This window comes from Streptomyces javensis (assembly GCF_039525925.1).
Classification (GTDB): domain Bacteria; phylum Actinomycetota; class Actinomycetes; order Streptomycetales; family Streptomycetaceae; genus Streptomyces; species Streptomyces asiaticus.
The window spans coordinates 37,404-45,385 of sequence record NZ_BAAAIF010000080.1; the positions used below are offsets into that span (position 1 = coordinate 37,404).

The window sequence follows — 7,982 nt, forward strand, 5'->3', positions numbered from 1 at the left end:
GGCGCGCGGGGTGTCTTGACGGGCCCGGAGGGCGGCGCCGTACGGTCTCGGCTGTGAACCCTGTCGAGGCGTTCCTCCCCGAGACCTACACCGCCGGTGTCCCGTACGCCCTGTTCGGCGCATTGCGGGCCACCCGCCCCGTCTGCCGGATCGACGAGCCCGCGGTCGGTGCGTGGCCGGCCGGCCCCGGCTTCTGGGCGGTGTTCCGGCACGCCGACGTCAAACACGTCCTGCGCACCCCCGAGGTCTTCTCCTCCCACCTCGGGGCCACCCAGATCCGCGACCCCGACACGCCCGCCGATCTGGAGTTCGTGCGGGCGATGATGCTCAACCAGGACCCGCCCGACCACTCCCGCAGCCGCCGCATCGTCGCGGCGGCCTTCACCCCGCGCGCCGTGCGGGAGCTGGAGGCGGTCATCGAGGAGCGCGCGGCGGCGCTCGTGGACTCCGTGGCCGGGCGCGGCGAGGCCGACTTCGTGGAGCTCGCCGCCGATCTGCCGGTCTGGACCCTCGCCCAGGTGATGGGCGTCCCCGAGGGCGACCGGCGGCTGCTGTACGACTGGGCCGGCAGGGTCATCGGCTACCAGGACGCCGACTACGCGGGGTTGTCCACCGCGGCCCTGGAAGAGCTGAGCCCCATCGGGCGTGCCGCCCTCGCCCACCGGCCGTCCTCGGCGCCGCGCCGCCCCGACGGACGGCCGATGAACCCGCGCTCCCGCGAGGCCCTGGCCGATATGTTCGCCTACGCCCACGCGCTCGCCGAGCGCCCCCGGCCGGGCAGTGTGATGGCTCGGATGCGGGAGGGCGGGCTGAGCCGGGACGAGTTCGAGAACATGTTCTTCCTCTTCGCGGTGGCGGGCAACGAGACGCTGCGCAACGGCATCCCCGGCGGGCTGCTCACCCTGCTCGACCACCCCGAGAGCCTGCGGCTGCTGCTCGACCGGCCCGAGCTGACCGGATCCGCGGTGGAGGAGATGCTGCGCTACTGGCCGCCCGTCATCGACTTCCGGCGCACCGCCACCCGCGATGTGGAGCTGGGCGGACAGCTCATCCGGCGCGGTGAGAAGGTCGTCGTCTTCCACGCCTCGGCCAACCGCGACGAGACGGTCTTCACCGACCCCGACCGGTTCGACATCACCCGCGCCCCCAACGACCATCTGAGCTTCGGCTTCGGACCGCATGTCTGCCTGGGCGCGCGTCTGGCCCGGGTCCAGATGCGGGCCATGCTGCGCGCCGCCCTGGACCGGCTGCCGGGGCTGCGCCGGGCGGGCGAGCCGGTGCGGCTCACCTCCAACTTCCAGAATGGGCTCAAGACCCTCCCCGTGCGCTGGGGAACAGATCGGTAAAGGCCGTGGTCGAGTCGCCGACCGACCGTCCGAAGGGTTCGTCGAAGTCCCACACCAGGAAGAGCAGGAAGACGATGAGCGCGATGAACATCACGGCGAGCATCAGCTCCCTGGGTGAGCGGCGGATTTGCAGGGTGAAGACCAGTCCGATCACCAGCGCCGCGCCCAGCACCAGGCCGAACCAGACCAGCGGGGGCATCGTGGGCCCCGCGCTCTGCTGCCGGGCGCCGCGCGCGTCGTCCACGGCGGCCACCTGATCCACCATCGGCTGATACGCCTGCGACTGGAGGTCGCTGTGCGGGGCCGCGTGGGTGACATCGTGGCGCAGCGTGGTCAGCAGCTCGGTGCCGCGGTCGGTGAGCTCCCCCTTCTCGATCATCACCTTCCACTCGGTGTGCACCACATGGTCCACATACGCGTCCACGTCGTCGCGAATGCGATCGCGCACCGGACCGGGGTAGACGCTCGCCCGCTCGGCCACCTCGTGCAGCGCCTGCGCCTCCGTACGGACCCCGTCCTGCGCGGCGGAGCGCGCCTCCCAGACACCGGCGATGGCCAGGCCCAGCACGATCGCGTAGACCACGCCGATCATCATGATCATGTAGTCGAGGACATCCGGGGTCTCGTCCGGATTGTCCTCCTCCCCGAGTCTGCGGGCGTTGAGGACCGCCCCGGTCACCACGACCGCGCAGGTCCCGGCCATCACCAGGGTCATAATCAGCCATTCGGGCATGGATGAACCTCCCAAGCGGTTCGGCGGTGGGCCGTCAGCCGCGCCGCCCGCCGCGCGCGCCGGAGCGCGAACGCGGACGGAGAGCGGCGGCCGCGAGGACCGCGGGCGCGGTGAGCAGCAGGGTGAAGGTGACCAAGGAGGTCCCGTTGTCGGGCTTCTTGTGCGCGGGTTTCTCGTACGCGTGCATCTCGACGGCACGGGTCCTGGTCGGTGCGGGAGCCGGCGCGGGGGGTGATGCCGGAGGCTGGGTGCGCGAGGGCTGGGGCGGCGGCAGCGGACGGGCGGGCGCGCGGGTGGGGCCCGGCGTGGGGAGCCGCTGAGCGGGCGTGGGGGAGGGAGCCCGCGGCGTCGGGGTGGGAGTGGGAGTGGGGGTCGGCTCGGGCGTACGGCTCGGTGTGGCGGACGGGCTGGGAGTGGGCGTCGAGGTCGGCGTCGGCGTCGGGGTGGGGGTAGGTGTGGGGGTGGGTGTGGGGGTCGGCGTAGGTGTCGGCGTGGGCGTCGGGGTCGGCGTCGGCTTGGGCGGTTTGGGTGGCCTGGGCGGTTTGGGGCACCAGCCGTACCGCACGACGAGGCCGACCGGACCCGCCGAAGCGGCGACGCACACACACAGACCGGGACCGATCCGGATCCGCACCGAGGCGAGCGGTCCGTCGTCCGGGCCCCCGGGCCGGGACCGGGTGTCGGCCGTCGGCCGAGGGGAGGCGGGCGCGGTCGCCGGACCGTCACCGTCCTCGTCGGCCAGGGCCGTCGCCCCCGCCGAGGTGAGGACAAGGGCAGTGGCCAGGACCCCCGCACGCCATACGCGCTGCCATCGCTTCACGAGGAGATGTTCGGCCGAACGGGCGCCCGCCAGCCGTGTGACCACAGGAATTCCCCCGAATAGGGGAATGGGTAGTGCTGACATTGGCGCATCGAGGTTTAGCCGACGACATTGCCCTCATACGCGTCCAGCTGTGGCCGGGGGCGGTCCCGCCCCCGGCCGCGCCGGTCACGGCTCGCCGAAGCTCCCATGCCGTCCCGCGCCCGCCGCGAACCGCGCCGCGCCGTCCAGCCCCTCGGCCAGCGCGGCCTGACCGTGGCGCAGCTCCCGCGCCATGGCCGCGTCCTCCGGCAGCCCCTCCTGGTCCAGCAGCGAGGCCCGGTCCGAGCGCAGACACGCCTGCGGAAAGCGGGCGATCTCGGCCGCCAGCCGCTCCGCCTCGGCCCGCGCCCGGCCCGGCGGTACGACGCGGTTGGCGAGCCCGATGGCGTACGCCTCGTCGGCCGGGACCGGCCGTCCCGTCAACACCAGGTCCATCGCCCGGCTGGCGCCGATCAGCCGTGGCAGCCTTACCGTTCCACCGTCGATCAGCGGGACGCCCCAGCGGCGGCAGAACACCCCGAAGACCGCGTCCTCCTCAACGACGCGCAGATCGCACCAGAGCGCCAACTCCAGCCCGCCCGCCACCGCGTGGCCGCTGACCGCCGCGATCACCGGCTTGGACAGCCGCAGCCGGGTGGGCCCCATCGGGCCGTCGCCGTCCTCGGCCACCCGGTTGCCGCGCGGTGTGCCGACCGCCTTGAGATCGGCCCCGGAGCAGAAGGTGCCGCCCTCGCCCCACAGCACCGCGATCCGCGCCTCGGGGTCGGCGTCGAAGGCGCGGAAGGCGTCGGCCAGCGCCGTGGCGGTCGCGCCGTCCACGGCGTTGCGCACCTCGGGGCGGGAGAGCACGACCGTGGTGACCGGCCCCGCCCGCTCCGTGCGAACCGTAAGGCGCGCACCGGCCGCGTCTGCCGCTCGGCCCCCGCCGTCCGTGCCGTCCGTGCCGTCCGTGCCGTCCGTGGGCGTCACCGCGCGTCCTTCGGGCGGGCCCGCTCCAGGATCGGGCCGGTGTCGGTGCCGGGCGGCAGGGTGCCGAAGGCGTGCCCCCAGTCCCCGTCGAGCCGCGAGGCGCAGAACGCGTCGGCGACCGCCGGATGGCTGTACCGCACCAGCAGGCTGCCCTGGAGCACCAGCGTCATCTGCTCGGCCAGCCGGCGCGCCAGCAGCTGCGCCCGCTCGGGGTCGGTGAGCCGCGGCAGCAGCCCGCGCAGCCGGTCCACGGCGGCGTCCAGCCGGGCGTCCGCCCCGGCCGCGGCGTCGACCTCGGCCAGGAACGCCTCCAGGGCGCCGTTCTCCCGGCCCAGCGCGCGCAGCACGTCGAGCGCCGCGACGTTCCCCGAGCCCTCCCAGATCGACAGCAGGGGCGCCTCGCGATACAGGCGCGGCATCCCGGACTCCTCCACGTAGCCGTTGCCACCCAGGCACTCCAGGGCCTCGGCGGCGTGAGTGGCGCCGCGCTTGCACACCCAGTACTTGCTCACCGCGAGCCCCAGCCTGCGCAGCGCCGCCTCGCCCTCGTCCCCGCCCTCGGCGCGGTCCAGGGCGGCCGCGAGCCGCATCGCGAGGGTGGTCGCCGCCTCCGACTCGACCGCCAGATCGGCGAGCACATGGCGCATCAGCGGCTGGTCGACCAGCTCGGCCCCGAACGCCCGGCGGTGCTCGGCGTGGTGCAGCGCCTGCCGCAGCCCGGCCCGCATGCCCGCCGCCGAACCGATGACGCAGTCCAGCCGGGTGACGTTGACCATCTCCACGATGGTCCGCACCCCGCGGCCCGGTTCGCCGACCCGCCAGGCCAGGGCGGACTCGTACTCGATCTCGGCCGACGCGTTGGAGCGGTTGCCCAGCTTGTTCTTGAGCCGCATCAGCCGCAGCGGGTTGCGGCTGCCGTCCGGCAGCACCCGGGGCACCAGGAAGCAGGTGATGCCCTCCTCCGTCCGGGCCAGCGTCAGGAAGACATCGCTCATCGGCGCGGAGGTGAACCACTTGTGGCCGGTGAGCACGTAGCGGCCCTCGCCGTCCGGTACGGCCCGGGTGGTGTTGGCGCGGACGTCCGAGCCGCCCTGCTTCTCCGTCATCGACATGCCCGCGATCAGGCCCCGCTTGCCGAGCGGCGGGCGCAGCCCGAAGTCGTAGGTGCGGGCGGCCAGCAGCGGTTCGTACACGGCGGCGAGCTCCGGCTCGGCGCGCAGCGCGGGGACCGCGGCGTACGTCATGGAGATCGGGCAGCCATGGCCGGGCTCGGCCTGTGCGAAGGCGTAGAACTTGGCCGCGCGCACCAGATGGGCGCCGGGGCGGGTCTCGCTCCACGCCGCCGCGTGCTGGCCGCTCTCCACGGCGACGCCCATCAGCTGGTGGTAGGCGGGGTGGTACTCGACCTCGTCGATCCGATGGCCGTAGCGGTCGTGGGTGTGCAGCACCGGGGGGTGCTCCTCGGCCATCCGCGCCCAGTCCTGCACCTCGGCGGAACCGGCCCGCGCGCCCAGGTCTCGCACCTCCTGTTCGCCCCAGCCGCCGTCGTGCCGCCGCAGGGCCTCCAGCAGGGCGGGGTCGTCCGCGGTGCTGAAGCCGATGAGCGGCGGGGCCTGGTTGAGGACCTCGTGCGTGGCGCTCATGGCAGACATCTCCTCGTTCGCGGTGGGCTCCCGGGGCCGGCCGGGCCTTACACTTCCAGTATGCGCGACGAAGAACTGTAATGGATAGGGTTTCGCGTAACCATGGACGACACCGGAACGCTCATCCTGCGGCCGCTGACCGCGCGCTCGGTCGTGCTCAGCACCCTGCTCGGCCTCCACCCGCCCCAGCTGCCCGCCCGCGCCCTGGTGCGCGTCGGCGCGCTCTTCGGCACCGCCGAGGGCACCATCCGGGTCGCGCTCACCCGGATGGTCGCGGCCGGTGACCTGGAGCAGAGCGATGGCACCTACCGGCTCACCGACCGGCTGCTGGCCCGCCAGGCGCGGCAGGACGAGAGCCGCGCCCCGCGCACCCGGCGCTGGGACGGCGGCTGGGAGATCGCGATCGTCACCTCCGACCGGCGCGGGGCGGCCGAGCGCGCCGCCCTCCGCCAGGCCATGGCCACCCTGCGCCTGGCCGAGCTGCGCGAGGGCACCTGGATGCGCCCCGCCAACCTCGTCCACCCGCGCCCGGACGTCGCCGCCGAGCAGTGCGGCTGGTTCACCGGCGCGCCGGAGGGCGATCCGGCCGAGCTCGCCGCGCGCCTGTGGGACCTGGACGGCTGGGCCCGCCAGGCCCGGCTGCTCGGCGCGGCGCTGGACGACGCGGAGGAACCGGCCGACCGCTTCACCGTCGCGGCCGCCGCCCTCCGCCACCTCCTCGCCGACCCCGTCCTCCCCGCCCGGCTGCTGCCGGAGGACTGGCCGGGTACGGAGCTGCGCCGCCGCTACGACGCCTTCGAGCGGGACTTCCGGGCGTGGCTGCCGCGGTACGCGGGCGGCTGAACACGATGGCGTCCCCCGGTGGGAGGCGCCGCCCCGCCCCCGGCTACGCCGATTCGCGGACCACCAGCTCCGTCGGGAGGACCAGCGCCGGTTCGATGCTCTCTCCGGCGGTCAGGCGCAGCAGCTGGCGGGCCAGGCGGCGGCCGATGCCGTCTATCGGCTGGCGCACGGTGGTCAGCGGCGGTTCGGTGTAGCGCGCGGGCTCTATGTCGTCGAAACCGACCACCGCCACATCGTCCGGCACCCGCCGGCCGGCCCGGCGCAGCGCCCGCAGCACCCCGATCGCCATCAGGTCGGAGGCCACGAACACCCCGTCCAGCCGGGGCTCCCGGGCCAGCAGCTCCCGCATCGCGACCGCCCCCGACTCCTGGGTGAAGTCCCCGACCGCGACATGCGCCGCCAGCCGCGCCCCGTCCAGCGCCGCCCGGTAGCCCGAGAGCCGGTCCATCCCGGCGACCATGTCCTGCGGGCCCGCGACCGTGGCGATACGGGTGCGCCCGGAGCGGATCAGGTGCTCCACGGCCAGCGCCGCGCCCGCCGCGTTGTCCACCCCCACGTACGGCGGCGACGCCGGGCCCGGCACCCGCTCGTTGCAGACCACCGGGATGCCCATCCGGGCCAGCGCGGCGGGCAGCGGATCGGCGCCGTGCATCGACGCGACCATGACCCCGTCCACATGGCGGGCCAGCGCGAAGCGCTCGATGCGGTCACGGCTGGCGGCGGAGCGGGCCATCATCAGTACCAGCTGCTTGTCCGCGGCCTCCAGCTCCTGGCTCACCCCGCGCACCACGCCCGGGAAGAACCGGTCGTCGGAGAAGACCCGGCCCGGCTCCTCGGGGAGCACCAGCGCGAAGGAGTCGGTGCGCTGGGTGACCAGGCTGCGGGCCGCCTGGTTGGGGATGTAGCCCAGCTCCTGGATGGCACTCAGGACCGCCTCACGGCTGTCCTCACCGACCTTGGTCGAGCCGTTGACGACACGGGAGACGGTGGCGCGCGAGACACCCGCGCGCCGTGCCACGCTCTCCAGGGTGGGCCGGGGCCGGTGCATCCGCGCATACCTCGCTGTTCGCTCACTGACGGGTCGATACAGCATGGATCAAGACCGGTCAGGGCGCGAGGACGCGGGCGCGGCAAACCGACGGGGAGCCCCAGGCGGAGCGCAGGGCCCGGGCCTTGCGGATCCACAGCGAGAGGTCGTACTCGTCGGTGTAGCCGAGCGCGCCGTGGAGTTGGAGGGCGGTGCGCGCCGCCGTGTACGCGGCCTCGCCGGTGGCCACCTTCGCCGCCGCGACCTCCGCGCGGGCGTCACCCGTGGGCCCCGACGCGAGCGCGCCGCCCGCGGGCCCGGAGGCGAGCGCCACCGCGGCCCCGTACAGCAGCGGCCGGGTGAACTCCAGGCCGATGAGCGCGTCCGCCAGCCGGTGCTTCACCGCCTGGAACGAGCCGATCGGGCGGCCGAACTGGGTGCGCTGTCCGACGTACGCCGCGGTGCGCTCCACCAGCGCGAGCCCGGTGCCGAGCGACAGCGCGGCCGTGGCGAAGGCGGCCCAGTCCGCGGCGCGCGCGGCGGCCGCGGCCCCGGCGAC

8 protein-coding genes are annotated in these 7,982 nt (G+C 74.5%); 2 read left to right on the forward strand and 6 right to left on the reverse strand.

The genetic code is table 11. The features are described from left to right. Nucleotides 1-53: 53 nt before the first annotated feature. Nucleotides 54-1,346, forward strand: coding sequence for a cytochrome P450 (locus tag ABD329_RS41045; protein WP_198281188.1), 1,293 nt, complete (start codon nt 54-56; stop codon nt 1,344-1,346). Here the strand turns inward: ABD329_RS41045 and ABD329_RS41050 are convergent. The 4 genes from ABD329_RS41050 to ABD329_RS41065 all read right to left on the reverse strand — a co-directional run bounded on the left by ABD329_RS41050 (nt 1,309) and on the right by ABD329_RS41065 (nt 5,553). Next, the gene (locus ABD329_RS41050; protein ID WP_198281189.1) at nt 1,309-2,079 is read right to left on the reverse strand and encodes a bestrophin-like domain; all 771 of its coding nucleotides are present in this window, start codon (nt 2,077-2,079) and stop codon (nt 1,309-1,311) included. The two genes, ABD329_RS41045 and ABD329_RS41050, sit on opposite strands and share 38 nt — an antisense overlap. Before the next feature lie 34 nt (nt 2,080-2,113). After that, complete coding sequence (locus ABD329_RS41055) at nt 2,114-2,266, reverse strand: hypothetical protein (RefSeq protein WP_198281190.1); 153 nt, start codon at nt 2,264-2,266, stop codon at nt 2,114-2,116. 801 nt (nt 2,267-3,067) lie between these two features. Continuing rightward, a complete protein-coding gene (locus tag ABD329_RS41060) occupies nt 3,068-3,910 on the reverse strand; it encodes a crotonase/enoyl-CoA hydratase family protein (RefSeq protein WP_198281804.1) in 843 nt (280 codons plus the stop codon). Further along, nucleotides 3,907-5,553 carry an acyl-CoA dehydrogenase family protein gene (locus ABD329_RS41065; protein WP_198281805.1) on the reverse strand — a complete coding sequence of 549 codons (1,647 nt, stop codon included), beginning with the start codon at nt 5,551-5,553 and terminating at the stop codon, nt 3,907-3,909. Before ABD329_RS41065 ends, ABD329_RS41060 begins: the two co-directional genes overlap by 4 nt. Nucleotides 5,554-5,655: 102 nt before the next feature. On the opposite strand from ABD329_RS41065, the gene ABD329_RS41070 reads away from it, so the two are divergent. Beyond that, complete coding sequence (locus tag ABD329_RS41070) at nt 5,656-6,396, forward strand: PaaX family transcriptional regulator C-terminal domain-containing protein (RefSeq protein WP_344317754.1); 741 nt, start codon at nt 5,656-5,658, stop codon at nt 6,394-6,396. 43 nt (nt 6,397-6,439) lie between these two features. Here ABD329_RS41070 and ABD329_RS41075 read toward each other — a convergent pair whose 3' ends face one another. Next, entirely contained in the window at nt 6,440-7,444 is a 1,005-nt protein-coding gene (locus ABD329_RS41075; RefSeq protein WP_198278963.1) for a LacI family DNA-binding transcriptional regulator, read from the reverse strand. Nucleotides 7,445-7,502: 58 nt separating this feature from the next. Continuing rightward, on the reverse strand, nt 7,503-7,982 hold a 480-nt coding region (locus ABD329_RS41080), incomplete at its 5' end, for an acyl-CoA dehydrogenase family protein (RefSeq protein WP_344317755.1).